This window comes from Halobacterium sp. NMX12-1 (assembly GCF_040435975.1).
GTDB lineage: Archaea > Halobacteriota > Halobacteria > Halobacteriales > Halobacteriaceae > Halobacterium > Halobacterium hubeiense.
In genome coordinates, this window is sequence record NZ_CP159204.1 from 1364270 (window position 1) to 1378996 (window position 14727).

General features: G+C 69.2%; 17 protein-coding genes and 1 tRNA gene. 16 read left to right on the plus strand and 2 right to left on the minus strand.

All coding sequences use genetic code 11. The annotated features are described in order from the left end of the window. Positions 1-124: 124 nt before the first annotated feature. On the plus strand, positions 125-736 hold the full coding sequence (locus ABSL23_RS08705) for a GNAT family N-acetyltransferase (RefSeq protein WP_353633438.1): 612 nt from the start codon (positions 125-127) through the stop codon (positions 734-736). Positions 737-824: 88 nt separating this feature from the next. Next, complete coding sequence (locus ABSL23_RS08710; RefSeq protein ID WP_230891278.1) at positions 825-1373, plus strand: plastocyanin/azurin family copper-binding protein; 549 nt, start codon at positions 825-827, stop codon at positions 1371-1373. A gap of 4 nt (positions 1374-1377) precedes the next feature. Here the strand turns inward: ABSL23_RS08710 and ABSL23_RS08715 are convergent, their stop codons facing one another. Beyond that, on the minus strand, positions 1378-2457 hold the full coding sequence (locus ABSL23_RS08715; protein ID WP_353635368.1) for a Gfo/Idh/MocA family oxidoreductase: 1080 nt from the start codon (positions 2455-2457) through the stop codon (positions 1378-1380). 123 nt (positions 2458-2580) lie between these two features. Further along, positions 2581-3072, minus strand: coding sequence for an SRPBCC family protein (locus tag ABSL23_RS08720; protein ID WP_230891279.1), 492 nt, complete (start codon positions 3070-3072; stop codon positions 2581-2583). Positions 3073-3160: 88 nt separating this feature from the next. Between ABSL23_RS08720 and ABSL23_RS08725 the strand changes: the two genes are divergently transcribed. The 14 genes from ABSL23_RS08725 (at position 3161) to ABSL23_RS08790 (ending at position 14673) form a co-directional block, all read left to right on the plus strand. Then, on the plus strand, positions 3161-3880 hold the full coding sequence (locus tag ABSL23_RS08725; RefSeq protein ID WP_230891280.1) for an NAD(P)/FAD-dependent oxidoreductase: 720 nt from the start codon (positions 3161-3163) through the stop codon (positions 3878-3880). A 38-nt stretch (positions 3881-3918) separates the two neighbouring features. Beyond that, positions 3919-5070, plus strand: a complete 1152-nt coding sequence (gene coaBC / locus ABSL23_RS08730) for a bifunctional phosphopantothenoylcysteine decarboxylase/phosphopantothenate--cysteine ligase CoaBC (protein WP_230891281.1) — start codon at positions 3919-3921, stop codon at positions 5068-5070. A gap of 142 nt (positions 5071-5212) precedes the next feature. Continuing rightward, positions 5213-6256 carry a monovalent cation/H+ antiporter subunit E gene (locus ABSL23_RS08735; protein WP_230891282.1) on the plus strand — a complete coding sequence of 348 codons (1044 nt, stop codon included), beginning with the start codon at positions 5213-5215 and terminating at the stop codon, positions 6254-6256. Further along, the gene (locus ABSL23_RS08740) at positions 6253-6528 is read left to right on the plus strand and encodes a cation:proton antiporter (RefSeq protein WP_230891283.1); all 276 of its coding nucleotides are present in this window, start codon (positions 6253-6255) and stop codon (positions 6526-6528) included. The genes ABSL23_RS08735 and ABSL23_RS08740 overlap by 4 nt, the downstream gene beginning before the upstream one ends. Continuing rightward, positions 6525-6842 (plus strand): monovalent cation/H(+) antiporter subunit G, encoded by a 318-nt coding sequence (gene mnhG, locus ABSL23_RS08745; protein WP_230891284.1) that lies wholly within the window; start codon positions 6525-6527, stop codon positions 6840-6842. The genes ABSL23_RS08740 and mnhG overlap by 4 nt, the downstream gene beginning before the upstream one ends. Then, the gene (locus ABSL23_RS08750; protein ID WP_353633439.1) at positions 6839-7369 is read left to right on the plus strand and encodes a DUF4040 domain-containing protein; all 531 of its coding nucleotides are present in this window, start codon (positions 6839-6841) and stop codon (positions 7367-7369) included. Before mnhG ends, ABSL23_RS08750 begins: the two co-directional genes overlap by 4 nt. Continuing rightward, positions 7366-7854 carry an MnhB domain-containing protein gene (locus tag ABSL23_RS08755; RefSeq protein WP_230891286.1) on the plus strand — a complete coding sequence of 163 codons (489 nt, stop codon included), beginning with the start codon at positions 7366-7368 and terminating at the stop codon, positions 7852-7854. The genes ABSL23_RS08750 and ABSL23_RS08755 overlap by 4 nt, the downstream gene beginning before the upstream one ends. Next, entirely contained in the window at positions 7851-8207 is a 357-nt protein-coding gene (locus tag ABSL23_RS08760) for a cation:proton antiporter subunit C (RefSeq protein ID WP_230891287.1), read from the plus strand. Before ABSL23_RS08755 ends, ABSL23_RS08760 begins: the two co-directional genes overlap by 4 nt. Next, positions 8200-9699 (plus strand): monovalent cation/H+ antiporter subunit D family protein, encoded by a 1500-nt coding sequence (locus tag ABSL23_RS08765; RefSeq protein WP_230891288.1) that lies wholly within the window; start codon positions 8200-8202, stop codon positions 9697-9699. The genes ABSL23_RS08760 and ABSL23_RS08765 overlap by 8 nt, the downstream gene beginning before the upstream one ends. After that, positions 9696-11318 carry a cation:proton antiporter gene (locus tag ABSL23_RS08770; protein ID WP_230891289.1) on the plus strand — a complete coding sequence of 541 codons (1623 nt, stop codon included), beginning with the start codon at positions 9696-9698 and terminating at the stop codon, positions 11316-11318. Before ABSL23_RS08765 ends, ABSL23_RS08770 begins: the two co-directional genes overlap by 4 nt. After that, complete coding sequence (locus tag ABSL23_RS08775; protein WP_353633440.1) at positions 11318-13090, plus strand: Na(+)/H(+) antiporter subunit D; 1773 nt, start codon at positions 11318-11320, stop codon at positions 13088-13090. The genes ABSL23_RS08770 and ABSL23_RS08775 overlap by 1 nt, the downstream gene beginning before the upstream one ends. A 68-nt stretch (positions 13091-13158) precedes the next feature. Further along, complete coding sequence (gene hpt, locus ABSL23_RS08780) at positions 13159-13725, plus strand: hypoxanthine/guanine phosphoribosyltransferase (RefSeq protein WP_230891291.1); 567 nt, start codon at positions 13159-13161, stop codon at positions 13723-13725. A gap of 65 nt (positions 13726-13790) precedes the next feature. Further along, positions 13791-14528 carry a type 1 glutamine amidotransferase domain-containing protein gene (locus ABSL23_RS08785; RefSeq protein WP_353633441.1) on the plus strand — a complete coding sequence of 246 codons (738 nt, stop codon included), beginning with the start codon at positions 13791-13793 and terminating at the stop codon, positions 14526-14528. A 70-nt stretch (positions 14529-14598) separates the two neighbouring features. Beyond that, positions 14599-14673: transfer RNA gene (locus ABSL23_RS08790), tRNA-Met, on the plus strand. The last annotated feature ends 54 nt before the right edge of the window (positions 14674-14727 follow it).

The following is a 14727-nucleotide window of genomic DNA, read 5'->3' on the forward strand; positions in this document are numbered from 1 at the left end:
TCGGCACGCGGAGTTTTTGCGCGCGTCGCGCTCGCTGCGGGTGCCGTGTCGCTCCGCATCCCGTTATCAACACCCCCACAGTTTCGGCTCCGTTTTGAAGGCAGTTCGCGCCCTACGAGCGAGTATGCCCGTGGACGGAAGCGACCAGCGGCCCGCGTGTGACGCGTGGGACAACTCGCGCTGCGGGGGGACAGCGTACTGCCAGCCACGGTGCCCGCGCGCGTTCGACGACGACGGCCAGCCCTACGTCGTACGGCCGTCCACCGCCGACGACCGCGCGCCACTCGTCGAGATGTACGACGCGATGAGTTTGGAGACGACGACGCTCGGCCTCCCGCCGCGCACCCGCGAGCGCATCGAACGGTGGCTAGACGGCCTCGCGGACGGTGGGCTGAACCTGCTCGCGGTCGCCGACGACGGCGTCCGGGGGCACGTCGCCGCGGCACCCGCCGACGCCAGCGACCCCGAACTCGTGGTGTTCGTCCACCCCGACCACCGGGGCTGCGGCGTGGGTACCGAACTCCTCAAACAACTGGTCGCGTACGCCGACGCGGTCGGCTGCGAGTCGCTCGTGTTGACCGTCGACGAGGACAACGAGCGCGCCGTCCACGTCTACGACAACCTCGGCTTCGACGTCACCGAGCGGCTCCGCGCGGAAGTGACGATGCAGCTGGCCCTCGACGGCCCGTTGGCAGCCCGCGTTAAGCGGCCGCCCGCGGAGCGACGCGAGGACTGACGGTCGCGGCTCCGTCGGCGACTCGCGGGACGGCCGGCAGGAGCCACAAACCAAAGTATTCAGTACCCGGTGTCACATAGCCCCGGACATGAACTCCGATGCAGACGAGCGGGTGACACGCCGCAGGTTCCTCCGGGCGGGTGCCGGTGCCGCCGCTGCGGGGGTCGCCGCCACCGGGACCGCCGCCGCACAGGAAGGCGAGGGCGGCCCGACAGTCGTCACGGTCGGGCCGGGCGGGAGTCTCGTCTTCGACCCCGAAACCGCGTACGTCAAGCCCGGCGGCACCGTCCGCTGGGAGTGGGGGAGCAGCGGCCACAACGTCGCCCCGACGTCGATTCCCGGCGAGGCCTCCTGGGAGGGCCACGAACCGCTCGAAGACTCCGGGTTCACCTACGAGCACACGTTCGAGGTCGAAGGCACCTACGAGTACGTCTGCACGCCCCACGCCGGCGCGGGGATGGAAGGCGTCATCGAAGTCACGGAGAATCCGCCCGAACAGACCGGCTACCAGTCCATCCTCCCGGACAGCGCGAAGACGCTGGGCGTCGCCGCGACCGGGTCGATGGTCTCCGTGCTCGGCCTGACCTACCTCTTCATGCGGTACGGCGGCGACTACGAAGGCGACTTCGAGGAGTAACTTCTCAGACCGTCACCCACTCGCGGCGGTCGTCACTGCGCTCGACGGCGTCCAGCAGCCGCTGAACAGCTAAGCCGTCCGCGAAGTCCGGCGCGAACTCACCGTCGCCGGCGGCCGCGCCGAGGAACTCGCTGTTCTCGTGGACGAACGTGTGCTCCCACCCGAGCACGTGGCCCGCGGGCCACCAGTGCTCGCCGTAGGGGTCGTCCTCGTCGGTGACCAGTACCGTCTCGAAGCCGCGGCCGTCCCCGCGGCGGACCTCCAGCTCGTTGAGCCGTTCGAGGTCGAATCGGACCGTGCCCTCGGAGCCGTCGATTTCGAACGTGTGGCCGTTCTTCCGGCCGGTCGCGTACCGCGTCGCCTCGAAGGTCCCCATCGCGCCGTTCGCGAACTCCGCGTGCGCGGCGAACGCGTCGTCGACGGTGACGGGTCGCACCTCGCGCTCGCCCTCCGGGACGCGCTCCTCGACGAACGTCTCGCGGTGCCCGCTAACGGCGTCGACGTCGCCAACGAGGTAGCGCGCGAGGTCGAAGCTGTGCGCGCCGAGGTCGCCGAGCGCGCCCGACCCCGCGGTGTCGGCGTCCATCCGCCACGACCACGGCGCGTCCGCGTCGACCAGCCAGTCCTGGAGGTAGCGGAAGCGCGCGTGCCGAATCTCGCCGAGCGCGCCGTCCTCGATGAGCCGTTTGGCGTACTGGACGGCGGGCACGAATCGATAGTTGAACCCGATGCCCGCGGTCGCGTCGCTCTCTGTGGCCGCCTCCGCCATCCGCTCGGCGTCGTCGACGGTCGGCGCGAGCGGCTTCTCGCAGAGCACGTGGACGTCGTTCTCCAGCGCCGCGATGGAGGGGTCGGCGTGGACGTCGTTCGGGCCGAGGTTGTAGAAGACGTCAACGTCGTCGATAGCGTCCCGCCAGTCGGTCTCCACGCGGTCGAAGCCGAGGCGGTCGGCGGCCTCGCGGGCGGCGCTCTCGTTGCGCCCGACGAGCACGTCCAGCGACACCGCGGGTGCGTCCGGGAAGAACTGCGGGAGCGTGCGGAGCGCGTTCGTGTGCGCGTCGCCCATGAACCCGTAGCCGAGCATGCCGACCGAGAGCGGTTCGTCGGTCACTGTGCTGCCCTCCGTCGAGCGCCGAACCCCGCGCTCGTGTCGCGTACTGTCACGTCCGCAGCGTTCACTCGATACCGGATAAGCGTTGTCGTGCCCTCAGTACGTCTCGACCGCGAGCTCGACCGGGCGGCGCTCGCCTTCGAGGTCCGCGACGACGCGCTCGACGACGCGCTCGCCCTCCTCGACGACGAGTCCCACGACCTTGTCGACCACCCAATCGAGGGACACCAGCCGCGGCAAGTCGAGCGCGCCGCGCGCGCTGCCCGTGTCGTACGTGACGACGAGCGTCACCCGCGCCCCGTCCGCGGTCTCGGCGACCTCCCAGCGGCCGTGCGCGTCGATGCCGTCCACGAGCTTCCAGTCGATTTGCTCGGGCTCGTCCGTATCGGTGACCCGCGAGCGCACCGCGTGCGTGAGTTTCCACCAGGCGAACGTCAGCTCGTACTCGGTATCCACGCCGCCGCTCCCGTGCTGGGTGACCGACTGCAGGTACTCCGAATACTTGGCGTACCGCGGGAAGTCGGCGACGAACGCGTACGCTTCCTCGATGGGGACGCGGACGTCCGTGCTCACCTCGACCGTGTTCACACACTCCCTACGCCGCGCGGCGACAAAGGTCTACTGCGGGCCCGCCTCGACCGCGGTGCTTGTATCCGTCCGGTGCCAACGCGCAGCCATGACAGCACACGTCGCCGTGGTCGGTGGCGGGCCCGCGGGCCTGACCGCCGCCATCTACACCGCACGCGCCGGCCTCGACACGACCGTCTACGACGCCGGCGAGCCGATTCTCGCGCGCAACGCCCACCTCGAAAACGTCCCCGGGTTCCCCGCGGGCGTGAACGCGCGAACCTTCCTCGACGCCACCCGCCAGCAGGCCGAGAACGCCGGCGTCGAATTCGTCGAAGCGCACGTCGAACGCGTCACTGACACCGACAACGGCTTCGTCGTCGAGACGGACGACGCCGGTACTGACGCCGCGGACTTCGTCGTCGCGGCGTCGTGGCCCGACAGCTCCTACCTCGACGGCTTCGAGCTGTCCCGCATCGACCGCGGCTCGAAGACGATGCTCGACGTCGATGAATTCGGCCGCACCGACCTCGACGGCATCTACGCCGCGGGCCGCGTCGCGCGCCAGTACCACCAGGCCGTCGTCGCAGCGGGCCACGGCGCGACTGTCGGCCTCACCGTCATCGACGACAGCGACGTCCCCCACTACCACGACTGGGTGGCACCCGAGGGCTACTTCACGGGCCGCGACCGCGACGTGCCGCCTGGCTGCGAGGAAATCGACGAGGCCGAACGCCGCGAGCGCGAGCGGGCGAGCCTGGACGCCCTCGCCGCGCTCTCGCCCGTGGAGCCGCCGACGATGCACCCGAGCGTCGAGGACGACGACTGACCAGCCTATTTATAGCCGGGAGCGCGAACCCCCTGTGAATGCTCTCCGGAGTGAACGTCGCCCTCGGGGTCACGGGCAGCATCGCGGCGGTGAAGGTCGTGGAACTCGCCCACGAACTCCGCCGCCGCGGCGCGAGCGTGCGGGCCGTGACAACCGGGAGCGCACAGGGTATCGTCAACCCGTGGGCCGTCGAGTTCGCCACGGACAACCCCGTCGTCACCGAGATTACGGGGAGCGTCGAGCACGTCGACCTCTGCGGGCGTGACGGCTGGGCGGACGTCTTCCTGATTGCGCCGGCGACCGCGAACACGGTCGGGAAAATCGCGGGCGCAATCGACGACACGCCCGTGACGACGTGCGCGACGACCGCGCTCGGAGCCGACGTCCCCGTCGTCATCGCGCCCGCGATGCACGAGCCGATGTACGACCACCCGGGCGTGCTGGACGCCATCGACCGCGTGGAGTCGTGGGGCGTCAACTTCGTGGACCCGCGCGTCGAGGAGGGAAAAGCCAAAATCGCCACCGAGGAAGCCATCGCCGTCGAGACGGCGCGCGCCGCCAGCGGGGACCCGCTGGCCGGCGAGCACGTCGTCGTCACCAGCGGCGCGACCAGCGAGCCAATCGACCCCGTGCGCGTGCTCACGAACCGCGCGTCCGGCCGGACGGGCCGCGCTGTCGCCGCGGGCTGCTACGTCGCCGGGGCCGACGTCACGCTCGTTCACCAGGGCGAGGCCGTCCCCCACGCCGACACGGTGCGGGTCGAGACCGCCGCGGAGATGCTGGCGGCGACCCGCGAAGCCTGCGCGGACGCCGACGCGCTCGTCTCCGCGGCCGCGGTCAGCGACTACACCGTCGACGTCAGCGAGGAGAAGATTCGCTCCGGGCAGGACCTCACGCTCGACTTGGAGCCGACGCCGAAGCTCATCGACGAAGTCCGCGAGGCGCACCCCGACCTCACCATCGTCGGGTTCAAGGCCGAGACATCCGGCGACGACGACGCGATGGTCGCCGCCGCGCGGCAGACGCTCGAACGCGCGGACCTTTCGTTCGTCGTCGCCAACGACGCCAGCGTGATGGGTGACGAGGACACCCGCGTGCTGTTCGTGACCCGCGAGGACATCACCGAGTTCGTCGGCAGCAAGACCGCGCTCGGCCGCCGCGTCGCTGACGAACTCGCCGCGCGGGACTGACCCGGAGCGCGCGGAACCGTCGGCAGTTGGCGGGGAAACCGAAGGCATCATTATACGGCGCACCCACTCGCCGAACACGACAAATGACGCTAGCTACGCGGCCGCAGTCGGCGCTGCGGCCCGAACCATGGGGGGTGACCTGATGGCTGGCGACGACCTGCTCGTCCCAGTCGACGACTCGGTGACGCTCCGGAAGACGGTGGCGTACGTCGCCGAACGGGCGGCCGACGCCGACGGCCGGCCGACCCTGCACTTCGTCTACCCAGTGTCGGAACGCATCGACACCAGCGAGGAGGGCTCGGAAGCGACGGCTGCCGCGGACCTCCTCGACCGCATCGAAGTGTGGGTCGAGGAAGACCTCGGCGAGGACGCCGACTCGGTCGCCGTCGCAACTGCCGTCGTCGGGCGGACGGAGTACCTCTTCAACCCCGGCGACTACGCCGACGTGCTCGCCGACTACGCGCGCCGCCACGGCGTCGGGACGGTCGTGCTCGACCCCGAGTACAACCCGCTCGGGATGGCCCCGCTGCTCCCGCCGTTGGAGGGCGAACTCGAATCCGCCGGCCTGACCGTCGAACTCGCGCCCGTCGAGCGGCCGACCCGCCGCAGCCCGCTCACGCGGACCGCCGGCCTCGGCCAGTTCGTCGTGTTGTTCTGCGCGACGTACGGGTTCTACCTGCTCGTCTCGGGCACGCTGGCGACGTTCGACCTCGCGACCGGTGCCATCACCGCGGGCGTCGTCTCCGCGCTGTTGTGGCGCATCACGACGCGCGGCGAGGTCGAGGTGAGCAAGCTCGGCGGCCGGCTCGCACGGTTCGCGCTGTACGTTCCCTTCCTGCTGTGGGAAATCGTGAAGGCGAACCTCGACATCGCGTACGTCGTCCTCCATCCGCGGCTCCCCATCGACCCGCGCGTCGTGGAGTTCGACGCCGCGGTGTGGTCGGCGCTCCCGGCGACGACGCTCGCGAACAGCATCACGCTTACGCCCGGAACGCTCACCATCGACGTCACGCAGCGCCACTTCACGGTGCACAGCCTCACGGCCGGTGCTCGCGACGACCTGCTGGACGGCGCGCTCGAACGCGCGGTCCGGTTCGTGTTCTACGGCCGGCGCGCCGCCCGCATCGCCAGCCCCACCGAACGCGGCGCACGCACCGACGACGAAACGGAGGGTGAGAACGCGTGACGCTGCTCACCGACATCCTCCTCGGGGGCGCGGCGGCGTTCATCGTCGTCTCGCTGTCCATCCTCTACCGCGTCGTGCGCGGCCCGACGATGCAGGACCGCGTCATCGCGGTCAACGCCATCGGGACGAACATCGTCGTCATCATCGCGCTCGTCGCGGCGGCCACCGGCAACCCCTCGGCGCTCGACATCGCCATCGTCTACGCGCTGTTGAACTTCCTGATGAGCATCGCCATCTCGAAGTTCACCGTCGAACGGGGTGGTGTGCTGTGACGCCCCGCGAGATTGCGGTGCTCGCGCTCGTCGCGGGTGGCGCGTTCTTCGCGTTCGTCGCGGCGGTCGGGCTGCTGCGGCTGCCCGACGTCTACACGCGCACCCACGGCGCGTCGAAGAGCGACACGCTCGGCGCTGGCCTCGCGCTCGCGGCGGTCGCCGTCACGTTCGGCTTCGACCTCTCCAGCGTGAAGGCCGCGCTGCTCGTCCTGTTCATGTTCGTCACGAACCCGACCGCAGCCCACGCCATCGCTCGCGCCGCCGAAGACCAGGGTATCGAACCGTGGACGACCGACGAGGGTGATAGCGAATGAACTTCGAACTCCCGCTCATCGCGTTCGTGCTCGCGTCCGCGCTGGCGACGGCCGTCCTCCGGGACGTGCTCGCCGCAATCATCGCGTTCGCGACGTACAGTCTCGGCATCGCGGTCGTCTGGGTTGTGTTGCAGGCACCCGACGTCGGCCTCACCGAGGCCGCGGTCGGCGCTGGCGTCACCACCGTGTTGTTCCTCCTCACTATTGCGAAGACGGTGCGGCCGTCGGGCGACCGCGTGCTCGAACGCCTCGATGTGCCGGCGCTCGGCGTCGCCGTACTGTTCGTCGCCGTGCTGGCGACCACGCTCGGCGCGCTCCCCGAAATCGGGGCCGCCGACACGACCGTCATCACGTCGGACGTCACGCAGTACTACCTCGAACACGCGTACAAGGAGACGGGCGTGAAAAACGCCGTTACGGCCGTGCTCGCGGCCTACCGTGGGTTCGACACCCTCGGCGAGGCGGTCGTCGTCTACTCCGCGGGCGTCGGGCTGCTCGTCGTGCTCAAGAAGGAGGTGTTCGCATGAGCGAATCTACCTCGGAAGCCGACCCGGAGGCCGCCGAGACGGCCGACGACCTGCAATCGTACGTCGAGAGCCCCATCATCATGGCGACGGTTCGCGTCGTCGCGCCGTTCGTGTTCACGTACGGCCTCTACCTGATGTTCCACGGCGCGGACTCCTCCGGCGGCGGGTTCCAGGGCGGCGTCGTCGTCGCCACCGTGATGTTGATGCTCGGCATCGCGTTCGGCATCGACCCGCTCCGCGAGTGGGTCGGCGAAGCCACGCTCGTGCTCGTCGTCGCGGGCGGCGTCGCGGCGTTCGTCGCCATCGGCGTCGGCACGGTCGTCGCGGGCGGCGGCTTCCTCGACTACTCGGCGTACGGCATCCACCACGCCAGCAAGTACGGCATCGAAGTGGTGGAACTGTTCATCGGCGTCATCGTCGCGGGCACCATCACGGGCCTGTTCTTCGCCATCGACGCCGGCAAGGACGGAGGTGACAACGAATGATAGACCTACTCGTCACCCGGGACTACTACGTCGCGTCGTTCCTGCTGCTCGGTATCGGGACGTACGTGATGATAGCCGCCGGGAACTTCGTGAAGAAAGTCATCGGCATGAACATCTTCCAGACCGGTATCTTCCTGTTCTTCATCGCGTCGGCGTACCTCGACGGCGGCAGCCCGCCCGTGCTGACGGCCAGCGCACCGTACGTCAGCCCGCTGCCGCACGTGCTCATCCTCACCGCTATCGTCGTCGGCGTCGCGCTGACGGCGGTCGCGCTCGGGATGATTGTCCGCATCTACGCGGAGTACGGCACGCTCACCGAGGACACCCTCAAGGAGGTGCGTGAGAGTGAGTGACCTCGTCGCGCTCGCAGTCGCCGCACCCATCGTCGGGTCGCTCGTGGCGCTCGTCGCCGGCATCGTGCGCTCGAAGAGCGGCTGGCCGGTCGCGGTCGTCGCGTGCGCCGTCCAGCTCGTCGTCGCCGCACAGCTCGCGGCGACGGCGTTCACGGAGGGCACAATCGAGTACGTCGTCGGCGGCTTCGAAGCGCCGTACGGCATCGAACTCGTCGTCGACGGCCTGACCGCGACGATGATCGTCCTGATTGCGGTCGTCTCGCTGGGCGTGCTCGCGTACGCCCGCCGCGCGGGACCGCGGTCGAATCCGTTCTACGCGGTGTACATGCTGCTGGTCACCGGTCTGACCGGGATGAGCGTCACCGCCGACCTGTTCAACATGTACGTCTTCCTCGAAATCACGGGGCTGGCGGCGTACGCGCTCGTCGCCAGCGGCGACCGCGGCCGGTCGGCGGTCGCGGCGCTGAAGTACCTGCTCGTCGGCACCGTCGGCGCGTCGCTGTTCCTGCTCGGCGTCGGCTACGCGTACATCGACACCGGGACGCTGAACATGGCCGACCTCGCCGTGAAGCTCGCCGAGAACGGCTACACGGCGACGCTCACGCAGGCGGCGTTCGCGTTCATCGTCGTCGGCTTGTTCATCAAGGTCGCGGTGTTCCCGCTGCACACGTGGCAGCCCGACGCCTACGCGGGCGCTCCCGACACTGTCAGCGCGCTCATCTCCGCGCTCGTCTCCACGATTGCGGCGTACGCGCTGTTGCGCGTCGTCTACACGGTGTTCGGCGCTGGATTCGTCGACGCGAACCCGCTGGCGCACGCCATCCTCGTCGGCGGGGCCGTCGTCAGCATCGTCGCCGGCAGCCTGCTGGCGATTTCCCAGTCGGAAGTCAAGCGGATGCTGGCGTACTCGTCGGTCTCGCAGTTCGGCCTCGTGGTCGCCGCCATCTCCATCGGGAACGTCACCGCACTCATGGGTGCGGCCATCCACCTCGTCGGCCACGCCATCATGAAGGGCGGGCTGTTCCTCACTGCCGGGCTGGTCGCCACGGAGACCGGCGCGCGCCGCGTCGAGGAGTTCGACGGCCTCGTCCAGCGCTCGCCGGTCGGCGCGGGCGTCTTCGGCGTGCTCGCGGTCGCGATGGTCGGCATCCCGCCGACAATCGGCTTCGCGGGCAAGTGGTACATCGCCGTCGGCGCTGCCGAAGCCGGCTCGTGGGCGCTGCTCGCGGTCATCGTCGGGAGCACGCTGCTCACGCTGGCGTACTTCGCGCGGCTCGTCGAACGCATGTTCTTCCGCGAACCCAGCGTCGACCTCGAACCCGCCGTCGAGCGCGTCGACGCGCGTGCTGACGGCGGCGAGGACGCGACCGGCGTCTCCTTCGGCATGCAGGCGACGGTCGTCGCCGCGGCCGTCCTCGCGGTCGCGCTCGGATTCGCGGTCTTCGGCTACAGTGACGCCCTCCAACCGACAATCGAGGCACTCCTCTCATGACTGAAATCACCTCCCTCCGGCCACTCGCTGCGGTGCTCGTGTCGGCGGTCGCGGTCGCGCCGATTCTGGCGTCCAACGGCCGCCCGAACGTCCGCGAAGCGTGGACGATGCTGGCGGCGCTGGCGAAGTTCGGGCTGGTGGCTAGCATGGTGCCGGCCGCGCTCGCCGGCGACGTCTACGTCACCGAACTCGGACAGCTCGTCCCGTACGTCGAGTTCACGCTCCGTGCGGACTCGCTGGGCCTGCTGTTCGCGCTGTTGGCGAGCACCCTCTGGATAGTCACGAGCTTCTACAGCATGGGCTACATGCGGGGGCTCGACGAAGACCACCAGACGCGGTACTTCGCCGCGTTCGCCGGCAGCGTCTCCGCCGCCGTCGGCGTCGCGTTCGCGTCGAACCTCGTCGTGCTCTACGTGTTCTACGAGCTGCTGACGGTCGCGACGTACCCGCTGGTCGCCCACGACGGCACCGACGAGGCGCGCGCCGCCGGTCGCAAGTACCTCGCGTACACGTTCGGCGGCGGCGTCGCCGTGCTCGCCGGCACGGTGCTCGTCTACCAGCTCACGGGGACGGTGGCGTTCACCACGGGCGGCATCGCCGCGCTCGCGAACGCCGACCCGACGCTCGCTCGCGCGGCGTTCGCGCTGCTGGTCACCGGCTTTGGCGTGAAGGCCGCGCTGATGCCGCTGCACTCCTGGCTCCCGGACGCGATGGTCGCGCCGACGCCCGTTTCCGGCCTGCTGCACGCGGTCGCGGTCGTCAAGTCCGGCGTCTTCGGCATCGCGCGCGTCCTCCTGGACGTCTTCGGCATCGACCTCGTCGCGGAACTCGGCGTCGGCGGCGTGCTCGCGGCGGTCGCCGCGTTCACGCTCGTCGTCGCCAGCGTCATCGCGCTCCGGCAGGACCACCTCAAGCGCCGGCTCGCGTTCTCGACGATTAGCCAGCTCTCGTACATCGTGCTCGGCATCGCGGTCGCCGGTGCCGTCGGTCCCGGCGAGGCCGCGAAGTGGGCGCTCATCGGCGGGCTGCTGCACATCCCGGCGCACGCGTTCATGAAGCTCACGCTGTTCTTCTGCGCGGGCGCGGTCCACGTCGAGACCCACGTCGACTACATCTCGGAGATGGCCGGCATCGGTAAGCGGATGCCGCTCACGATGGGCGCGTTCGCCGTCGCCGCCGCCGGCATGGCGGGCATCCCGCTGATTGCGGGGTTCGTCAGCAAGTACTTCCTGTTGATCGGGACCGTCTCCAGCGGCAACCTCGTGTTTACCGCCGCACTCCTGCTCTCGGGCATCCTGAACATCGCGTACTTCTGGCCGGTCGTCTACACAGCGTTCTTCGAGAGCGCCGAGGGCTCCGACGAGAAGCCACTCGTCTCCGGGCCGCTCGGCGGTCGCTTCGGCGACAAGACCCGCGCTGACGGCGGGCACGACCACGGCCACGGCGGGTTCGAGCGCCGCGCGCCGAACGGCGCGGAGTCGACGTGGCTGCTACTCGGCCCGATTCTGTTCGCGGCCGCGGGCTCCGTCGTGCTCGGCGTCGTGCCGGACACCGCGGTGTTCCTCCAGCTCGTCCGTGACGTCGCCGACGCCGCCGTCACCATGGGGGTGGTGGCCTGATGGACGCCATCGTGCCGCCGTTCGTCCCCGTCCTGCTGGCGGCGATACTGTTGCCGTTCCTCGGGCGGCGCGTCGGTCACGCGCTCGGCGCGCTCGCCAGCGCCGCCGTCGTCCCCTACGTCTGGCTCGTCTCCGACGGCGTCTACTTCCGGACGACGCTGTTCGGGTTCGACGCCGTGCTGTTCAACGTCGACCCGTTCTCGACGCTGATGGGGCTCATCTTCGGGTTCATCGGTGCTGCCGCCATCCTCTACTCGTACGCCAGTGATGCCGAGAACCTCCAGAGCGCGTTCGCGCTCGGCTACGTGGGCACGAGCCTCGGTGCCGTCTTCGGCGGCGACTGGCTCACGCTCATCTTCTTCTGGGAGCTGATGGCCGTCACGAGCACGCTGCTGGTGTGGCACTACGGCGGCCGCGCCGTCCGCGCGGGCTTCCGGTACGCGCTCGCGCACGGCATCAGCGGCACGCTCCTGCTCGGCGCCATCGTCTGGCACTTCGCCGAGACCGGGACGTTCCTGTTCGCGTCGGTCCCCGGCGGCCCCGAAGCCGGCGGGCTCGCGGGCCCAGTCGCGCCCGTGCTCGGCGCAATCGGCATCGGCGTCAACGTCGGGTTCATCGGGCTGCACGCGTGGCTTCCCGACACCTACCCGCGCCCGCACGTCGCCGCCAGCGTCTTCCTCTGCGTGTTCACTACGAAGACCGGCGTCTACGGCATGTACCGCGTGTTCCCCGACGACGGCAGCGTCGCCGTCGCGTACATGGGCGGCTTCATGGCCGTCTTCGGCGCGACGATGGCGCTGTTCCAGAACGACATGCGCCGGCTGCTCTCCTACCACATCCAGTCGCAGGTCGGCTACATGGTCGCCGGCGTCGGCATCGGCTCGGCGCTCGCGCAGGCCGGCGCGTTCGCGCACGTCTTCAACCACATCCTCTACAAGGGCCTGCTGTTCATGGCCGCCGGCGTCGTCGTCTACCGCACCGGCGAGGAGAACCTGAAGAAGCTCGGCGGGCTCGCCCGCGAGATGCCGCTGACCGCCGCCGCGTTCACCGTCGCGGCGCTCTCGATTGCGGGCTTCCCCGGATTCAACGGCTTCGTCAGCAAGGGCATCGTCATCTCGGCGAGCCACTACGACTTCGTGAAGGGACCGTTCTCGGTCGCCGGCTACACCAGCCTCGAGATTCTGCTGCTCATCGGTGGCGTCGGGACGTTCATGTCGTTCATCAAGTTCGGCTACTACGCGTTCTTCCACGGCAGCTACGACGGCTCCGTGAAGGACGCCAACCGCGGCCAGTCGGTCGCGATGGTGACTGTGGCAGCGCTGTGTATCGTCTACGGGCTCGCGCCGGACGCGCTGTTCGCCGTGCTGCCCTACGACGTCACCGACCCCAACGTCGTCTCTCACGCCTACCACACGTACACCACCAGCCACATCCTCGAAGGCGTCGCGCTCGCCGCGGCCGGGCTGGTCGGCTTCGTGCTCGTGAAGAAGCCGCTCTCGAAGCTCGGGCGCGTGCCGGACCTCGACAACGCGTACAACCCACTGACGTTCTACGCCACCCGGTATCTGGCCGTCGGCGTCACCGAACTGTACGCCGCCGTCGACCGCGCCGCCGTCCGCACTGCCGACGCGACTGCGGCGGTCGTCACTGCACCGGGCGCTGCCGCGGGGCGGCTCGTTGGCGAGGACCGCGTCTCGCTGCGCGCGGACATGAGCACGAGCATCCTGCTGGTCGTCGTGATGGTCGCCGTCGCGCTCGTACTCGTGCTGTAACCCCGCGACCCCCTCTCACGGTCGCGCTCGTTCCGTCACCTTTTATTCGCGGCGCAAGTACTTCCTGCATGGATAGGCTCAAGCAGTCCCTGCTCGACGCGCCCATCATCGAGAAAGACGGCTACCACTACTTCGTCCACCCCATCAGCGACGGCGTCCCGATGCTGGAGCCCGAGCTGCTGCGGGAAATCGTCATCCGCATCATCCGGAAGGCAGAACTCGACGAGGTCGACAAGATTGTCACGCCGGCCGCGATGGGCATCCACATCTCCACGGCGGTGTCGCTGATGACCGACATCCCCATCGTCGTCATCCGCAAACGCGAGTACGGCCTGCCCGGCGAGGTCGCGCTCAGCCAGCAGACCGGCTACTCGGAGAACGAGATGTACATCAACGACGTGGAAGAAGGCGACCGCGTGCTCGTCCTCGACGACGTGCTCTCGACGGGCGGCACCCTGCGCGCCATCACGGACGCCCTCGAACACATCGGCGCGGACGTCGCGGACGTCCTCGCGGTCATCAAGAAGGCCGGCCCGAACGAGCTCGACGACACCGACACGGCCGTGAAGACGCTCATCAACGTCGACGTCCAGGACGGCGACGTCGTCATCGTCGACGCCGAAGGCGACGACTGAGCCGACTGCCGGCGGAACTCGCGGCCTCGACGGAGTTTTTCCCGTTGCCGCTCCACTGTTCGTGTATGCCGTCTGCACTATTCGTCGTCAGCGAGGAAGGCTACTGGGGAGAGGAGTGCGTCGAACCGCTCACGACGCTCGACAGCGAAGGCTTCGAGATTACGGTCGCGACGCCGAGCGGGTCGCCGCCGGTGCTCGACGAGCGCTCCGCGGACCCCGAGAACGTCGGCGAGGAGACCGCCGAGTGGGTGCGCGACGTCCACGAGAACGACGAGCGCCTCAACAATCCGGTCTCGGTCACGGAAGTCGAGGCCGCGGACTACGACGCGGTCGTCTTCCCCGGCGGCCACGGCACGGAGTGGGACGTCAACCAGGATGTCGACGCCCGCCGCCTCCTCCGGAACGCCGTGGAGGGCGACAGCGAGAAGGCGCTGGTCGTCTGCCACGCCGCGGGGATTCTCGCGTTCACGAGAGATAGCGAGGCGCGTAGCGCCTCGGAACGAGCGAGCGGGGAGCGTAGCGACCAGCGAGCCAGCGACAACGACTTCCTCGTCGCCGGCCGCGACGTCACCGGCTTCCCGAACGAGTGGGAGGAAGGCATCGTCGACGACCACGACCGGATGCCCGACGGCCGCAAGCTCCCCTACTGGGTCGAGGACGAAGTGAAAGCCGCCGGCGGGAACTGGGACGCCGAACTCGACGCCGACACCAGCGTCACCGTCGACGGTGACCTCCTCACCGCGCGCGGCCCCGGCTCGTCCAGCGCGGCCGCCCAGACCCTCCTCGACGAACTCGACGCATAGCTGGGGGAGAACTCCCACACGGCGACCGAAACAGAACCCTTAACTGCGGGACCGGGCTACGAAGGAATGCAGCGGGATGGGATAGCCAGGAGATTCCGCCGGGCTCATAACCCGGAGATCGGTAGTTCAAATCTACTTCCCGCTACTTCTCTCAACGTCGCGCCGCATAGCCCGGCGTTTCATCGCCGGGCGTGCCGCG